Origin of the sequence: Actinacidiphila acididurans (assembly GCF_016918855.1) — a bacterium.
In the GTDB taxonomy this organism is placed as follows: Bacteria; Actinomycetota; Actinomycetes; order Streptomycetales; family Streptomycetaceae; genus Actinacidiphila; species Actinacidiphila acididurans.
In genome coordinates this window covers 85475-101305 of sequence record NZ_JADKYB010000012.1, presented here as the reverse complement: position 1 = coordinate 101305, position 15831 = coordinate 85475, and the positions used below count along the sequence as shown (strand labels likewise).

Here is a 15831-nt window from a genome sequence, read left to right as displayed (position 1 = left end):
CTCCACCTGATCGGGTGTCGCCTCGCTCACCGGCTCGCCCACAGCAGTCCCCTTTCCGTGAGGGTACGGACCTCGGGTACGTCGAAGTCGTCGGCCTTGTGCCCGATCGCGGAGACGAACACCTTCCCGGCGCCATGGACGCGGGTCCACACGGTGGGCATGACGACCGGGTGGTCGCGCTCCTCGCCGGCCGGGAAGGTGGTGGTGGCGAGGACGTCGATGTCGGGGTCGGTGGCGACCCAGTACTGCTCGGTGTGCACGGCGAAGTCGCCGAGCCCGGCGATCACGGGATGGCCGGCCCGCTCGGGCACCGGGTGGACGGTGTGGTCGAGGAAGCCCGGCGGGTGCATGAGGAACTGACCGCCGGTCAGCAGGTGGTAGTCGAGGTCGCCGCGGAAGGAGTCCAGGACGCCGCCGTGCCAGCCGGCGAAGCCGGTGCCGGCTTTGACCGCGGCGGACAGGGCCCGGCTGTGCTCCGGGGCGATCTCGCCCATGGTCCAGCACTGGACGACCAGGTCGGTGGCGGCCAGCAGGTCGGCGTCGCCGTAGACGTCGAGCGATTCGGCGGTCTCGACCGTGAAGCCGTGGTCCTTCAGGAAGGGCAGGAAGAGGTCGCTGATCGCCACGGGCGCGTGGCCCTCCCAGCCGCCGCGGACCACCAGGGCCCGGCGGCTGTCGGGTGCGGAGGCGTCGGTCACGGTCGTTGCACACTCCCATCGGTGTTGCGCAGCAGGGCCCAGCGGTCGTGGGCCAGGGGTTCGGGCACGGGGTGGCGACGGGCGGCGGTCTCGTCGAAGTCGACGCCGTGGCCGGGGGTTTCGGGCGGGACGAGACCGCCGCCGGTGGCGGTGACGGTGCCGGGGAAGACCTCGTGCACCGGGTCCTTGAAGACCGCCGCCTCCTGGACGCCGAAGGCGTGGCTGGAGATGTCCAGCGCCAAGGTGGCGGCCTGGGCGACCGGGCTGACGTCGGCCGGGCCGTGCGGGGCGAGCCGCACGCCGCGCAGTTCGCACAGCGCGGCCAGTTTGCGGGCCGGGGTCAGGCCGCCGAGGGTGGGGATGCGCAGCCGGGCGAAGTCGATGTCCGGGCCGAGCACCAGCGCGGTGAACTGGGCCGGGTCGTGGAAGAGTTCGCCGACCGCGAGCGGCACCGGGGAGGCGTCGTGCAGCCGCTTGAAGTGCCCGGCGTCCTCGGGGGCGAGCAGGTCCTCAACGAAGTACAGCCGGGCGTCCTCCACCCGGCGCAGGAAGTCCCGGGCCTGCCGCGGGTCGAGCCGTTCGTGCACGTCGTGCAGCAGTTCCACGTCGTCGCCGACCAGTTCGCGCACCTTTGTGAGCACGCCGGGCACGTACCGCAGATAGCCGGCCGCGTCCCAGGGCGCGCGCCGGGTCCGTACCGCCTCGGGATCGGCGTCGCCGCTCCTGGTGCCGTACGTGTCGGCGCCGGGGACCGCGGCCTGGATGCGCACGTGCCGGTAGCCGCGGCCGCGGGCGGCCCGTACCTTGTCGGCGATCTCCTGCGCGTCGCGGCCGTCGACGTGGGTGTACGCGTCGGCGTACGTGCGCACCCGGCCGCCGAAGAGCTGGTAGAGCGGAACCCCGAGGCGCTTGGCCTTCAGGTCCCACAGGGCGACGTCGATGCCGCCCAGGGCGTTGCCGGTGACGGAACCGCCGCGCCAGTAGGCGCTGTTGAGCAGCAGGCGGTGGATGTCCTCGATGTCGTCGGGGTCGCGGCCGGCCAGCAGCGGGGCCACGTAGTCGTCGAGGACGGAGCGGACGGCCAGGGTGCGCTGCGGGTCGCTGGCGCAGCCCAGGCCGTACAGCCCGGGGTCGTTGGTCTCGACCCGCACGATCAGGTGGGGGCAGCCGTGCGGGGCGGTGAGGAAGGTGCGGACGGCCGTGATGCGGATCCGGGCGCCCCGCTCGTCGGCCCAGGGAGCGGGCGCGAGCGGTGCGGGGCCGGCATCAGCCAATGCCATAGCGAGAACCCCCAGAAGTCCCACGTACAGATAGCCGAATGGCGTACGGGTTACCGAACGTATGGAGGCCCTTGCGATTTGTCAATCACCCTGACAAACCCCACCCGCCCGGTCAAGACCGCAGTCACGGCCGCGCGCATCCGGCTCACCCCTCCCTGCCCCTGACCCCGCTCCCGCCCCCGTCCGCCCCGACCCTGACCGGCCGTCAGACCGTCACTGCGCGCCCAGCCGCTTGAGCAGGGTGCTCAGCGAGTGCGCGGCCTCGGTCACCGCCTGGGCGACCTCCTCCAGCCGCACGTCGTCCATCCGGCTGGCCGGCGCCGAGCAGCTGAGCGCGTCGCCCGCCCGGCCGCCGCCCAGCGGCACCGCCACGCACCGGATGTCCACCGAGTTCTCGCCGTCGTCGCTCGCCCAGCCGCGCAGCCGGGCCTCGGCGAGCTGGGCGAGGAAGGCGTCGGGGTCGGTAACGGTGTTCGGGGTCAGCCGCTCCAGCGGCCAGACCAGCCGGCGCTGCACCTCCGCCGCGTCGTACTGCGACAGCACCGCCTTGCCCAGCGCGGTGGCGTGCGCCGGCAGCCGCCGGCCGACCGCCGAGTACATCCGCAGCGCGTGCCGCGACTCGCGTTTGGCCAGGTAGACGACGTGCGTGCCGTCCAGCCGGCCGAGGTGGACGGACTCCCCGGTCTCCTCGGCGAGCGCGTCGAGCACCGGTCCGGCCAGGCTCGTGACGTCGTCGCCCTCCAGGTACGCGGTGCCGGTGAGCAGGGCCTTGAGGCCGAGGCTGTACCGGGTGCCGGACGGGTCGAGGTCCACCCATCCGCGCGCCTCCATGGTGCGCAGCACGGCGTGCAGGCTGCTCTTGGGCACCGCCATCGCCGAGGCCATCTCCGCCAGCGACAGCCGGGCCCCCTCCGCCCCCAGCAGTTCCAGTACCTCAAGGACACGAGCCGCGGACTTGACCTCCTCGGGCTTGCGCCCGCGTGCCGCTTCCGCCACCGATTCCACTGATCCTCCCGCTCCCCGGGCTCCCCGCGCCGGCTTCCGTGCGCCCCCGCCAGGGACACCCAATCGCACCCCGTGTCTTGACGCTACCTCAGACACGACTTTAAGTTCGGCTATCCAAACGTCATTCGGTCTTCTGAACGATCGAACAACAGGTAGGGGCTATGCGTACACCTCTCCGTGCACTTTTCATACCTTCCGCACGAATATCCGCACCCTCGTCGGCAACCTCGCCGGTGACCTCTCCGCGAACCTCCCCGCGGCGCTCCCCGAGAGCCAGGACGGTCGCGGCGGCCGTGGCCACGGTGGTCGCGCTGACCCCGCTGGCGGCCTGCGGCGGCTCCTCCGGCTCCGGCGGCGGCGACACGCTGACCATGTGGACCTTCAAGCAGTCCCATCTGGCCGCCCTGCGCAACGCGGCCGTGCAGTTCAAGAAGCAGACCGGCATCACCGTCAAGATCGACGCCTACGGCCCGGACGACGCCTACACCACCAAGGTCCAGGCGGCCGCCAAGACCCACGACCTGCCGGACGTGCTGGAGGTGCACTCCGACGGGGAGGACCTGGTGCTGGGCGGCACCGGCATCGCCAAGGACATCGCGGGCGACGTCGGCAGCGACTGGAGCGGCCTGTACCAGAAGGGCGTCCAGACCTCCGGCACCGTCACCGACGAGAAGTACAAGGAGTCGCTGCCCGGCGACTCCAAGACGCACGGCGTGCAGAAGGGCCAGCGCTTCAGCGTGCCCTTCACCGCGGGCACCTTCGGCATCGTGATGGGCAACAAGCAGAAGCTCGCCGCGGCCGGCATCACCAAGCCCCCGGCGAACTGGGCGGAGTTCATCGCCGACCTGAAGGCCACCAAGGCCAAGGACCCGACGGGCGGCGGGGTGGCCCTCGGCCTGAAGGTCAAGGCGACCGGCCTGACCTGGGTGCTCCAGCCGCTGGCCTTCGCCGACCTCGGCAAGGACAAGTACCAGGCGCTGTTCGGCAAGGACTCCTCGGCCGACTTCTCCTCCCCCGACGGGCTGAAGGTGCTCGGCCTGTACGACCAGATGCAGCCGTACTGGATGCCCGGCGCGCAGACCCAGGAGATCGACGGCGCCGACCAGGCGTTCGCGCAGGGCAAGGCCGCCTGGGACATCGGCGGCACCTTCACCCTGGCATTCCTCCAGCAGAACGGTATGAAGCCCGACGACGTGATGGCCTTCGGCCTGCCCGCGCCCGCGGACGGCGCCGTCCCGCAGCGCGCCCTCGGCCCGCTCGCGCTCACCGGCCTGACCATCGCCTCCACCAGCAAGCACCCGGACAACGCCGAGAAGTGGATGAAGTTCCTGGCCGGGCAGCAGGTCGCCGCGCAGTTCGCCAAGGACGCCACCGACGTGCCGGCCACCGAACTCGGCGGCGACACGGCCTCGGTGATGGGCGCCACGCTCGCCGACATGCTCAAGACCTTCAACGGCACCCCGGACACCACCTACGACCCGAGCCTGAACGACTTCCGCCCGCCCACCTACGACCAGGACTCCATGGGTGACGTGCTGGCCGACCTGACCCCGCTCGGCCAGAAGAGCGTGGAGCAGACCGGGAAGGCGATGGCCAAGCTCGACAACTCCTTCTGGGCGACGTCGAAGTGACCACCGCACCGCGTCCCGCTGTCGCCGAGGCCACCGGGGCCGGCCGGAGCACCGCTCCCCGCCCGCCCGGCACCGGGCTCCTCGGCCGCGCCACCCGCCGCACCGGCCGGCGGCGCGGCTACGAGGCCCTGTCCGGCTGGCTGTTCGTGCTGCCGGCCGTGGCCCTGTTCCTGGTCATGGGCCTGTACACGGTCGGCTACGGCTTCCTGCTCAGCTTCGCGCGCTGGAACGGCTTCGCCCCGCACTGGGACTGGGTCGGCGTGCAGAACTACAAGGACCTGCTGTGGGCCAACCCGGCCTACGCGCCCCGGGTCCGGCACGCCGCCACCCACACCCTGTACGTGATGATCGCCGTGCCGCTGCTGACCGTCCTGGTCTCCTTCCCGCTGGCCGTCCTGCTCAACTCGGCCCGCCGGATGCAGACCCTGCTGCGCTCGGTGTACTTCGTGCCCTACGTCACCAGCGGCATCGCGGTGTTCTTCGCCTGGCAGTACATCCTCCAGCCGGACGGGGCGGTCAACGCAGCTCTGAAGACGCTGGGCATGGGCTCGCTGGCGCAGCCGCAGGGCTGGCTCGGCAATCCGCACACCGCGCTGCCCACCATGATCGTGGTGACGGTGTGGGGCGCGGTGCCGGTGGCGATGCTGATGTACCTGACCGGGCTGCAGACCATCGACCGCAGCGTGCTGGAGGCCGCCGAACTCGACGGCGCCGGCTGGTGGCGCGCCAACGCCTCGGTGGTGTGGCCGCTGGTCCGGCCGATCACCGCGATCGTGGTGCTGCTCAACCTGCGCGACTCGCTCCAGGGCTTCCAGACCTTCCTGGTCATGACCAACGGCGGCCCCGGCGACCACACCAACGTGCTGGGCCTGGAGGCCTACCGGCTGGCCTTCCTCAAGGACCTCGCCCCGACCCTGGGCCTGGCCAGCGCCCTGGGCTGGCTGCTGTTCGCCGCCGCGCTGGTGCTGGCCCTGATCAACCTGCGAGTGCTGCGGAGCCGCACATGACCACCGACACCCGGGCGGCGGGAAGCGCCCCGGCGCCCCCGGCGAACCCCGCCCTGACAACGATTTCCCGCTACGGCGCCAGGATCGTCGTCGGCCTGCTGCTGACGCTGTACGGCCTGGTGAGCCTCTACCCGTTCCTGTGGATGGTCTCCGCGGCCTTCAAGAACCAGGTCGAGGTGATCCGCGGCGGCCACCTGATCCCGCACCACCCGACCTTCGCCACGATCACCCACACCTGGAACGAGCTGCACTTCTTCCGCTACTTCATGAACAGCGTGGAGGTCACGGCGCTGACCGTGGTGCTGACGCTGGCGGTGTACGCGGCGGCCGGCTACGCCTTCGCGGTGCTGGACTTCCCCGGCCGCGGCTTCCTCCAGAAGCTGTTCGTGGCGCTGCTGTTCGTGCCCGGCATCACCGTGATGCTGCCCATCGTGCTGCTGGAGAACAAGATGGGCATCCTCGGCACCCACATCGGCCTGGTGCTGCCGTTCGTCAACGGCGGGGCGCCGCTGTCCATCCTGCTGATGACCGGCGCCTTCTCGGCGGTGCCCAAGGAACTGCGGGAGTCGGCGCGGGTGGACGGGGCCGGCGAGTTCCACGTGTTCACCCGCATCTACCTGCCACTGACCCGGCCCGCGCTGATCACGGTGGCGCTGCTCACCGCGATCCCGACCTGGAACGAGTACCTGCTCACGCGGGTGTCGCTGAACAACGCGAACACGTACACCCTGCCGCTGGGCCTGCAGACCCTCTCCTCGGAAAACGTGCCGCACTACAACAACCTGATGGCCGGCGCGCTGATCGTGGTGATCCCGGTCGTGCTGCTCTTCCTGTCCCTCCAGCGCTACTTCGTCAACGGCCTGGTCGGGGCGGTGAAGGGCTGATGCGGATCCTGGTCACCGGAGCGGCCGGGCACATCGGCGGCTACGTGACGGACGAACTGCTGGCCGCGGGCCACGACCTGGTGCTCACCGACCTGCTGCCGGTGGACCGGCCGGCCGCGCTGCGCGTGCACACCGGCGACCTGCGCGACCCCGACCTGGTGCGCAAGGCGATGGACGGCGCCGAGGCGGTGGTCCACCTGGCCGCGGTGCCGCACCCCAACGTGCCCGATCCCAGCGCCCTGTTCGCCCACAACTGCTATACCGCCCACCAGGTGTTCGAGGAGGCGGGCCGGACCGGGGTGCGCCGGGTGGTGGCCGCCTCCAGCATGGCGGCGGTGGGCCTGGCCTGGTCGCCGGTGCCGGTCTCACCGGCCTATGTGCCACTCGACGAGGACCACCCGAGCCTGGTCCGCGACCCCTACGGGCTGTCCAAGCAGGTGCTGGAGGAGGTGGCCCGCTCCGCGCACCGGCGGTTCGGCATGGACGTGGTGTGCATGCGGTTCCCCTTCACCGGCACCGGGGATCGCCTCGCGCACTTCCTCGCCACCTGCGCGGCCGATCCCGCCACGCAGCGGCACGACCTGTGGGGCTGGCTGCACACCCAGGACGCGGCGACCGCCGTCCGCCTCGCCCTGGAGAACGACCTGCACGGCTGCCACGTCGTCAACGTCGCGGCCGCCGACACCACCTCCGCCGTACCGTCGGCCGAACTGATGGCCCGCCACCACCCGGGCGTGCCGCTGCGCACGCCGGCCCCCGGGCACACCACGCTGTTCGACCGGACGGCCTGCACCGACCTGCTGGGCTTCACCCCGCGCCGCACGTGGCGCACGCCGGCGGCAGGGGACGACGCGTCGTAGCCCCCCGAATCCGAAGGAGAACCGCCCGATGCCGCACATCCCGCACACCCAGTCACCGGCGCCGTCACCGTCACCGTCCGGCTCCGGCAGCCGGCCCTCCCGCCGCTCCGTCCTGGCCGGCGCCGCCGCGGCCGGGACCGCCGCTCTGCTGGGCACCGCGGCGGGTCCCGCGCAGGCCGCCGCCGAGCCGAAGGTCTCCCGGCACACCCACATCTTCTACTACCCCTGGTACGGCAACCCGCAGTTCTACGGCCAGTGGCGGCACTGGCCGCAGGGCTCGCTCACCCCGCCGGACGACATCAGCTCCAACTACTATCCGGTGCTGGGCCCGTACGACTCCGGCGACCTGCACGGCGCGGTGGCCCAGCACATGCGCTGGCTGCGGCGGGCCGGCACCGGCGTGCTGGTCAGCAGCTGGTGGGGCCAGGGCAGTTACGAGGACCAGCAGGCCGAGGTGGTGCTGGAGGCGGCCGCGGCCGAGGGCATCCAGGTGGCCTGGCACATCGAGCCCTACGGCGGCCGGACCGCCGACTCCGTGGTCGCCGACATCCGCTACCTGACCGCGAAGTACGGCGACCACCCCGCCTTCCACCGCGACCCCGAGCGCGGCGACCGGACCGCGTACTACGTCTTCAACAGCCTGCTCACCGTGGACTGGTCGGCGCTGCACCAGGTGGACGACCAGGCGATCGTGATGGCGCAGACCTGGGACGAGAGCCGGATCGGCGACTTCGGCGGCGTCTACACCTACGACGCCATAGCCACCGCCAACAAGCCGGACTGGACCGGGGTGGCCGCCTTCTGCGCCGACCGCGGCATGGTCTGGGCGCCCTCGCTGGGCCCCGGCTACATCGACGACCGTGCGGTGCCGGGCAACACCACCCCCACCCTGGACCGGGCGAACGGCGCCACCTACGACCAGGAGTGGGACTACGCGCTGTCCAGCGGCAACGGCGACGCGCCACCCGACTGGGTGAGCATCACGTCCTTCAACGAATGGCACGAGGGCACGATGATCGAACCGGCCACCGCCACCACCCCCGGCAGCCTGCCGTACCTGAACTTCGAGGGCGCGTACGGTCGTCGAGGGAAGCGGGCCGAGACCGCCTACCTGGACCGTACCGCCTGGTGGGCGGCCCGGTTCGAGGCGGCCCGCGCCGCCGGGCGGTGGCCGCTGCGCCACCACTGACCGCGACCCTCCGTGTTCAGCCGTATCCGACCCGATCCCCGCTGACCGCTCCACCGCACCCGGGCACCGGCCGCAGGCGCCGGGCACACCCCTCGCAGAAAGAGCCTCCCCGTGCATGACGACCGGAATGTTGTCGAACAGCGGATCACCAAGTTCCGCACGCAAGTCGTCCGGCCAGCGCTCTACGGTCCGCCGGTGGCCCTCGACCTGGCGGCCTGGCACGTGCCGGGCGAGCCGGTGCCGGTGGCGCAGGCGCTGGCGGCCCGGTACGAACCCGTGTCGATCGGCGACACCTGGGGCGGCCCCTGGTCGACCAGTTGGCTGAAGGTCACCGGGCGGATCCCGCGGGAGTGGGCGGGCCGCCGGGTCGAGGCGGTGTTCGACCTCGGCTTCGACCCCGCCCACGGCCCCGGCTTCCAGGCCGAGGGCCTGGTGCACGACGCGACCGGCGCGCCGCTCCAGGGCATCCACCCGCAGCAGCGCGGCGTGCTGCTGGCCGCGTCGGCGGCCGGCGGCGAGGAGGTGGACCTGCGGGTCGAGCTGGCCGCCAACCCGCACATCGAGGGCGCGTGGGGAGTCGGCACCCACTTCGGCTCCAAGGAGACCGCGGGCACGGCCCACCTGTACCAGCTGCGGCAGGCGGACCTGGCCGTGCGCGAGGAGACGGTCTGGCACCTGCTGCACGACATGCAGGTGCTGGACGAGCTGATGCGGGAACTGCCCACCACTGGCTCGCGCCGGCACGAGATCCTGCGGGCCCTCCAGCACGCGATCGAGGCGGTGGACGTGCACGACGTGCCCGGCACCGCGCAGGCCGCCCGGGACCGGCTGGCCGGGACCCTGTCCCGGCCGGCCCACGCCTCGGCGCACCGGATCACCGCGGTCGGCCACGCCCACATCGACTCCGCGTGGCTGTGGCCGGTCCGCGAGACCATCCGCAAGTGCGCCCGCACCTTCACCAATGTGACGACGCTGGCCAAGGAGTACCCGGAGCTGGTCTTCGCCTGCTCCTCCGCGCAGCAGTACGCGTGGATGAAGGAGCACCGGCCGGAGGTCTTCGAGCGGATCAAGAAGGCGGTCACGGACGGCAACTGGGCACCGGTGGGCGGCATGTGGGTGGAGGCCGACGGCAACCTGCCCGGCGGGGAGGCACTGGCCCGCCAGCTCGTCTACGGCCGCCGCTTCTTCGCCGCCGAATTCGGCGTGGACCAGGACGGGGTGTGGCTGCCGGACTCCTTCGGCTACACCGCCGCCTACCCGCAGCTCGCCAAGCTGGCCGGGGCGAAGTGGTTCCTCACCCAGAAGCTGTCCTGGAACGAGACCAACCGGCTGCCCCACCACACCTTCGCCTGGGAGGGCATCGACGGCACCCGGATCTTCACCCACTTCCCGCCGGTCGACACCTACAACGCCACCATCTCGGCCAGCGAACTCGCCCACGCCGAGCAGAACTTCGCGGAGAAGGGAGCGGCCACCCGGTCGCTGGCACCGTTCGGCTTCGGCGACGGCGGCGGCGGCCCCACCCGGGAGATGCTGGAGCGGGCCCGGCGGCTGCGCGACCTGGAGGGCTCCCCCAAGGTCGAGGTCGGCGACCCGTCGGCCTTCTTCGAGGCGGCCCGCGCCGAATACGGCCGGCTGCCGGTGTGGCGGGGCGAGCTGTACCTGGAGAACCACCGAGGCACCTATACGAGCCAGGCCCGGACCAAGCGCGGCAACCGGCGGGCCGAGGCGCTGCTGCGCGAGGCCGAACTGTGGGCGACGGCCGCGGCCGTACGCGCCGGGGCCGCCTACCCGTACGAAGCGCTGGAGTCGGTGTGGCAGCGGGTGCTGCTGCACCAGTTCCACGACATCCTGCCCGGCTCGTCCATCGCCTGGGTGCACCGGGAGGCCGAGGCGGTGCACGCCGGGATCCAGGCCGACCTCGCCGAGATGATCGGTACGGCGCTGGCCGCGCCCGCGCCCGCCGAGCCGGTCTTCTTCAACGCCGGCCCCTACGCCCGGCGCGAGGTGGTGGTGCTGCCCGCGGACGGCCCGGCCGCCCCCGGCGAGCAGCGGCTCTCCGACGGACGGCGGGCGGTGCTGGTCGAGGCCCCCGCGCTCGGCTCGGGACGCGCGGTGACCGGCGGGGTGCCACCGGTCGCGGTACGCCGCGAGGAGCGGGGCATCGTCCTGGACAACGAGGTGATCCGGGTCCTGGTCGACGACTCCGGGCTGCTGCGGTCGGTGTACGACCAGCGCGCCGGCCGTGAGGCGCTGGCCCCGGACCGGCCCGGCAACCTGCTCCAGCTCCACCCGGACGACCCGAACCTGTGGAGCGCCTGGAACATCGACGGCTACTACCGGGACACCGTGCGCGACCTGACCGAGGCCGAGTCGGTGACGGTCACCGAGGAGGGACCACTGCTGGCCGTGGTCCGCATCGAGCGGTCCTTCGGCGCCTCCCGGATCGTCCAGCACCTGGAGGTGGCCGCCGGCAGCGACCGGGTGACGGTCCGCACCGACGTGGACTGGCAGGAACGGGACGCCCTGCTCAAGGCGGCCTTCCCGCTCGACGTGCACGCCGAACGGGAGAGCGCGGAGATCCAGTTCGGCCATGTGCAGCGGCCCACCCACGAGAACACCAGCTGGGACGCGGCCCGGTTCGAGCTGTGGGCGCACCGCTGGGTGCACGTCGGCGAACACCGCTGGGGCGCCGCCCTGGTCACCGACTCCACCTACGGCCACGACGTCTCCCGGCTCACCCGCGAGGACGGCGGCACCACCACGACCGTACGGCTCTCCCTGCTGCGCGCCCCGCACAGCCCCGATCCCCAGGCCGACCGCGGCTCCCACTCCTTCTCCTACGCCTTGGTCGCCGGCGCGGACATCGGCGACGCCGTCGCCGCGGGTTACGCCCTCAACCTCCCCCTTCGCCCGGCCGGCGACGCCCCCGCCGGCGGCGCCCCCCTGGTCTCCGTCGACAACCCGGACGTCGTGGTCGAGGCCGTCAAACTCGCCGACGACCGCTCCGGCGACGTCGTCGTCCGCCTCTACGAATCGCGCGGCGGTGCGGCCCGGGCCGCGCTGCGCACCGACTTCCCGGTGGCGGCCGCGGAGGTCACCGATCTCCTGGAGAACCCGGACCAGGACCTGCCGGCGGAGCCCGACGGCTCCTTCCCCCTGGCCCTGCGCCCGTTCCAGATCCTCACGCTCCGGCTGCGCCGGGCCTGACCGCGCCGTCCACTCACTCGTACGTACAGCTCACGCACGAAGAACAGCCGAGAGCAGGATCCGTCGAGGACAGCAGGAGGTTGCCTTGAAACGGAAGAGACGGTCGCCGGTGGGGTGGTTGCGCGCACCCGTGATCGCGCTGGTGATGGCGGCGGGAGCGCTGGGGATACCCGCGCAGCAGAGCGCCCGGGCCGCCGGAGAGCCGCTGTATCCGCTGGGCGTCGGGGCGGATCTCGGGGCGCAGCCGGTGACGCTGGGCATGACGGCGACGGCCGGGGACAACGCCGCGGGGGTACGGACCGGGACGGACGGGGGGACACCGTACTGGCGGACGGACGTGGCCGCCGGGACGGACTGGTTCGGGTTCGACGTCGCGCAGGAGTTCCGCGGGCAGGTGGGCGCGGCGCCGGTGACCGTGGCGGTGACGTACGAGGACCTGGGGCAGGGCACGCTGCGGGTCACGGAGGGGACCGACACGGTGGGGAGCGTGGCGCTCACCGGGTCCGGGACGTGGCGGACGGAGGCGTTCGGCCTGGGCACGGGCGGGCAGGGCCTGGAGGCGCTGCGGCTGTCGGGGGACGACGACGGGCAGCCGGCCGACATCACGGTCGGCTCGGTGCGGGTGGCCGCGGGATACGCGGTGGACCTGGGCCCAAGCGTGTCGTCGCAGGGGATCAGCCCGCGGGCCGGCGACAGTGACGCCAACCTGGTGACGGGCACGGCCGACGGCCGCGGGTACTGGGAGACCGACCGCAGCCACCCGGGCGCCGAGACCGGCTTCTTCTACATGAACGTGGACGACACCAAGCTGTTCGACAACCGGGACCCGGTCGCCGTGAGCGTGGACTACCTGGACCGGGGCAACGGCTCGATGCAGTTGGAGTACGACTCGCCGGGCGACACGATTCCGCAGATGTTCAAACGGTCCCCGGTGTTCACCTACGGCGACACCGGCACCTGGAAGACGCACACCTTCCTGCTGGACGACGCGATCCTGACGAACCGTTCGAACGGCTCGGACTTCCGGATCAACACCGCGGACCGGCCCGGCGAGCTGACCGTGGCCCGGGTGACGGTGACCGCGCTGCCCCGCACGCTGGACCCGACGGTGGGCCTGAAGCGGCTGGTGGCGCAGGCGGACACGGCGTATGCGGCGGCCCGTGAGGGCTCCCGGGACGGCCAGTATCCGCCGGGCGCGAAGGAGGAGCTGAAGCAGGCGGCCGACGCGGCGCGGGCGGTGGCGGACGGCACGGACGTGACCGACGAGCAGGCCCGTACCGCCTTCATCGCGCTGCAGACCGCGCTGGACGCCTTCCGGGCGAAGGTCGTCAACACCGACCTGGCCCGCCTGGGCACGGCCACCGCGTCCAGCACGGCTGCCGGCTCCTCCCCCGCCGCGGCGATCGACGCGGACGGCGGCACCGCGTGGGTGAGCGGTTCGGGCGGCGCGGGCGAGACCCTGACCGTGGACCTGGGCGCCGCCAAGCGCTTCGACCAGGTGACGACCCAGTGGGGCGGCACCTTCTCCTCCGACTGGACCGTGCAGGTCTCGGCCGACGGCACGGCCTTCCGTGACGTGGGCCGCAGCGGCGCCAGCGGCCCCGGCCAGGTGTTCGCCACCGCCTTCCCGCCGGTGACGGCCCGCTACGTGCGGCTGGCGATCCACGGCTACGCGCCCGGGGCGTCCTCGGTGGCGCTGACCGACCTGCGGGTGCACGACCGGCCGGCGGTCATCGCGCACCCGAAGCTGGTCGCCACCCGCTTCCCGGCCGGCGACCCGGTGGTCGCCGACTTCGACGCCCGCAATTACGGCGTGGACCCGACCGGGGCCAAGGACGCGACGCAGGCGCTCCAGTCCGCGCTGTACGACTGCCAGGACGCGGGCGGCGGGACGGTCTGGCTGGGCGCGGGCACGTACCGGATCACCGGCACCGTCGAGATCCCGGCGTTCTGCTCGCTGCGCGGCGACCGGCGCGACCCGGACCACGGATCGGGGTCGTACGGGACGGTGATCGTCGCCGACCTGCCGGCCGGCGCGGACGGCCCGGTGCTGTTCCGGGTCGGCGGCAGCGCCTCGGTGCAGGGCCTGACCACGTACTACCCGCGGCAGAGCGCGACGGACCCGGTGCCGTACAACTACACCTTCGAGATCCCCGGCCGGGCCTGGCAGGGCGACCAGAACTACATGATGTCCACGGTCGCGCACGTCACGATGCTGAACTCGTACAAGGGCGTGGGCATCTCGACGATGCCCAGCGACCGCGGCGAGCCGGCGGTGCAGGGGCAGGTGCACGAGTCGGCCGCGCTGGACGACGTCAAGGGCACGGTGCTGGCCGAGGGTGCGCGGGCGTACAACGGTGCGGACGTCGGCACCTGGGACGACATCACCTTCGCCAACTCCTACTGGGCGAGCGCTCCTTCGCGGTACCGGCCGCCGAACCGGGCCGTGCTGGACGCCTGGACCCGGGCGCACGGCACCGGGCTGGTCCTCGGGGACCTGGAGTGGGACCAGTTCGACCGGATCGCACTGTCCGACTACCGCACCGGCATCCAGGTGGTGAAGGGCCAACGAGCGTCCTTCGTCGGCGCCTTCCTGAACACCCGGGTGCTGCGCACCGACGTCGCCCTCCAGGTGGACGACATCGACAGCCGCTGGGGCATGACGCTGGGCGCCAGCACCCTTCAGGGCAGCGTGGCCTCGGTGCGCAACAACGCGAAGGGGTACGTGAAGGTCACCGGCACCGCGCTCGACGGCCCCACCTCGGGCACGGTGATCACGCTGCCGGGCACGGTGTCCGGCACCGACGTACCGGCCCGCACCCCGCAGCCGCACCGGCGGACGCTGTACGTGGCGCCGGCCGCCACCCACGGCGTGGGTTACGCGCCGGTCGCCGACGCCACCCCCGCGCTCCAGCGGCTGCTGGACCGGGCGGGCGCCGAGGGCGGCGGCGTGGTGTACCTGCCGGCCGGCTGGTACCGGATCGACGGGCACCTGCGGGTGCCGGCCGGAGTCGAACTGCGCGGCGCCGCGGCCTCCCCGAACCGGGACCTGACCGGCGCCAGCAGCGGCACCGTACTCATCGGGTACGAGGGCCGCGACACCGCGGACCCGGACACCGCGCCGGCCGTGGTGACGCTGGCCGGCACGGGTGCGGGCGTACGCGGCCTGCGCGTCTTCCACCCGGGCAACAACCCGGCCGACGGCTACGTGCCCTTCCCGTACGACATCCGTGGCACCGCGCGCGGCGTCTACGTGATCGACGTCGGCCTGACCAACGCCTGGAACGGCATCGACCTGACCGGCGGCGCGGACGGCTTCACCGTGCGCAAGGTCACCGGCGCCTTCCTGAACCGGGGCATCACCGTGGGCGCCGCCGACGACGGGGTGATCGACGGGGTGCTCACCAACGGCAACTCCGTCAACCGGATCGGCTACGGCGTGCCGGACTGGGGGCCGGACAGCGGGGTGTTCTCGCAGACCATCGACGCGTACACGCGCAAGCGCACCGACCTGGTGCACGTGGCGGGCGCACGGGACCTGAGGCTGCTGGACGTCTTCGGCTACGGCATGCACGACGGCCTGGCGGTGGAGTCCGGCGACGTGCACGCCGTCAACCTGGGCACCGACAACCTCGGTGACGGCGGGTACACCGTCAAGGCCGGCCCGGACGCCCGGGTCTCCGCGGTCAACGTGCTGCGCTACAACGGCACCACGTACACCGGCCCGGCCACGCTGCGGAACATCATGGTGATCAACATCGTGGAGCAGTCGGTGACCGCGACCGCCGATCCGGCGGACGGCGGCACGGTCACGGTGAGCGGCAACCAGACCGCGCCCGGCCGCTTCGAGAAGGGCGACACGGCGACCGTCACCGCGGTCCCGGCGCCCGGCTGCAAACTGCTGGGCTGGACACTGGACGGCGCCGCGCTGCCGGACACGACCGCCGTGATCGCGGTGCCGGTGACCGGGGACCGCACGGTGGTGGCCCGGTTCGGGCCGGTCGCCGGCGGCTGAGCGGGCCCGCGGACCGGGCGCGCGGCGGGGAAGCATCGTTCCCGCCGCGCGC

Annotated in this window: 10 protein-coding genes; 7 read left to right on the top strand and 3 right to left on the bottom strand. The window is 72.6% G+C overall.

Going from position 1 to position 15831, the window contains the following annotated elements:
• Positions 1-26 precede the first annotated feature (26 nt).
• The 3 genes from ITX44_RS22415 to ITX44_RS22405 form a co-directional block, all read right to left on the bottom strand.
• Positions 27-698, bottom strand: a complete 672-nt coding sequence (locus tag ITX44_RS22415) for a ThuA domain-containing protein (RefSeq protein ID WP_307795433.1) — start codon at positions 696-698, stop codon at positions 27-29.
• Entirely contained in the window at positions 695-1978 is a 1284-nt protein-coding gene (locus ITX44_RS22410) for an enolase C-terminal domain-like protein (protein WP_205359110.1), read from the bottom strand. The genes ITX44_RS22415 and ITX44_RS22410 overlap by 4 nt, the downstream gene beginning before the upstream one ends.
• Positions 1979-2191: 213 nt before the next feature.
• Positions 2192-2974: an IclR family transcriptional regulator gene (locus ITX44_RS22405; RefSeq protein ID WP_307795432.1), complete on the bottom strand. Its 783-nt coding sequence runs from the start codon at positions 2972-2974 to the stop codon at positions 2192-2194.
• A 302-nt stretch (positions 2975-3276) separates the two neighbouring features.
• Between ITX44_RS22405 and ITX44_RS22400 the strand changes: the two genes are divergently transcribed.
• The 7 genes from ITX44_RS22400 (at position 3277) to ITX44_RS22370 (ending at position 15779) form a co-directional block, all read left to right on the top strand.
• Entirely contained in the window at positions 3277-4614 is a 1338-nt protein-coding gene (locus tag ITX44_RS22400) for an ABC transporter substrate-binding protein (protein ID WP_205359108.1), read from the top strand.
• Positions 4611-5621 (top strand): carbohydrate ABC transporter permease, encoded by a 1011-nt coding sequence (locus ITX44_RS41340; protein ID WP_205359107.1) that lies wholly within the window; start codon positions 4611-4613, stop codon positions 5619-5621. The genes ITX44_RS22400 and ITX44_RS41340 overlap by 4 nt, the downstream gene beginning before the upstream one ends.
• On the top strand, positions 5618-6505 hold the full coding sequence (locus ITX44_RS22390; RefSeq protein ID WP_205359106.1) for a carbohydrate ABC transporter permease: 888 nt from the start codon (positions 5618-5620) through the stop codon (positions 6503-6505). Before ITX44_RS41340 ends, ITX44_RS22390 begins: the two co-directional genes overlap by 4 nt.
• The gene (locus ITX44_RS22385; protein ID WP_205359105.1) at positions 6505-7365 is read left to right on the top strand and encodes an NAD-dependent epimerase/dehydratase family protein; all 861 of its coding nucleotides are present in this window, start codon (positions 6505-6507) and stop codon (positions 7363-7365) included. Before ITX44_RS22390 ends, ITX44_RS22385 begins: the two co-directional genes overlap by 1 nt.
• 28 nt (positions 7366-7393) lie before the next feature.
• A complete protein-coding gene (locus tag ITX44_RS22380; RefSeq protein ID WP_205359104.1) occupies positions 7394-8554 on the top strand; it encodes a glycoside hydrolase family 99 protein in 1161 nt (386 codons plus the stop codon).
• Positions 8555-8665: 111 nt separating this feature from the next.
• Complete coding sequence (locus tag ITX44_RS22375; protein ID WP_205359103.1) at positions 8666-11764, top strand: alpha-mannosidase; 3099 nt, start codon at positions 8666-8668, stop codon at positions 11762-11764.
• Positions 11765-11882: 118 nt separating this feature from the next.
• The gene (locus ITX44_RS22370; RefSeq protein ID WP_205359102.1) at positions 11883-15779 is read left to right on the top strand and encodes a discoidin domain-containing protein; all 3897 of its coding nucleotides are present in this window, start codon (positions 11883-11885) and stop codon (positions 15777-15779) included.
• Positions 15780-15831: the final 52 nt, after the last annotated feature.

What these genes read in the sequence shown, in the direction of transcription:
- ITX44_RS22390 (WP_205359106.1), top strand. Translation starts at nt 5,618, where the DNA reads ATGACCACCGACACCCGGGCGGCGGGAAGCGCCCCGGCGCCCCCGGCG.
- ITX44_RS22385 (WP_205359105.1), top strand. Translation starts at nt 6,505, where the DNA reads ATGCGGATCCTGGTCACCGGAGCGGCCGGGCACATCGGCGGCTACGTG.
- ITX44_RS22410 (WP_205359110.1), bottom strand. Translation starts at nt 1,978, where the DNA reads ATGGCATTGGCTGATGCCGGCCCCGCACCGCTCGCGCCCGCTCCCTGG.
- ITX44_RS22380 (WP_205359104.1), top strand. Translation starts at nt 7,394, where the DNA reads ATGCCGCACATCCCGCACACCCAGTCACCGGCGCCGTCACCGTCACCG.